Here is a 1,178-nt window from a genome sequence, read left to right as displayed (position 1 = left end):
ATTCACCACAACCTGCTAAGGTTATAGGGACAAGCCGTACGGGCAATTAGTATCAGTTAGCTTAATGCATTACTGCACTTCCACACCTGACCTATCAACGTCCTGGTCTCGAACGACCCTTCAAAGAGCTCAAGGCTCTGGGAAATCTCATCTTAAGGCAAGTTTCCCGCTTAGATGCTTTCAGCGGTTATCTCTTCCAGACTTAGCTACCCGGCAATGCCACTGGCGTGACAACCGGTACACCAGAGGTCTGTCCACTCCGGTCCTCTCGTACTAGGAGCAGCCCCCTTCAAATTTCCAACGCCCACGGCAGATAGGGACCAAACTGTCTCACGACGTTTTAAACCCAGCTCACGTACCACTTTAAATGGCGAACAGCCATACCCTTGGGACCGGCTACAGCCCCAGGATGTGATGAGCCGACATCGAGGTGCCAAACTCCCCCGTCGATATGAACTCTTGGGAGGAATCAGCCTGTTATCCCCAGAGTACCTTTTATCCGTTGAGCGATGGCCCTTCCATACAGAACCACCGGATCACTATGTCCTACTTTCGTACCTGCTCGACTTGTCAGTCTCGCAGTTAAGCACGCTTATGCCATTGCACTATTAGCACGATGTCCGACCGTACCTAGCGTACCTTCGAACTCCTCCGTTACACTTTAGGAGGAGACCGCCCCAGTCAAACTGCCTACCATGCACTGTCCCCGACCCGGATAACGGGCCAAGGTTAGAACCTCAAATGAACCAGGGTGGTATTTCAAGGTTGGCTCCACGAAGACTGGCGTCCCCGCTTCAAAGCCTCCCACCTATCCTACACAGATTGATTCAAAGTCCAATGCAAAGCTACAGTAAAGGTTCATGGGGTCTTTCCGTCTAGCCGCGGGTAGATTGCATCATCACAAACACTTCAACTTCGCTGAGTCTCGGGAGGAGACAGTGTGGCCATCGTTACGCCATTCGTGCAGGTCGGAACTTACCCGACAAGGAATTTCGCTACCTTAGGACCGTTATAGTTACGGCCGCCGTTTACTGGGACTTCAATCAAGAGCTTGCACCCCATCATTTAATCTTCCAGCACCGGGCAGGCGTCACACCCTATACGTCCACTTTCGTGTTTGCAGAGTGCTGTGTTTTTATTAAACAGTCGCAGCCACCAGTTTATTGCAACCCGTTCGC

1 rRNA gene (cut by a window edge) is annotated in these 1,178 nt (G+C 51.6%); it reads right to left on the bottom strand.

The window, feature by feature from the left end:
* Positions 1 to 25: 25 nt before the first annotated feature.
* Positions 26 to 1,178 (bottom strand): 23S ribosomal RNA (locus AC07P1_RS33660); its annotated part runs 1,276 nt beyond the window's last position; the annotation flags it as partial.

The sequence above is a fragment of the Duganella sp. GW821-FHT07F09 genome, from assembly GCF_059418705.1.
This window is presented reverse-complemented; position numbering and strand designations above follow the sequence as displayed.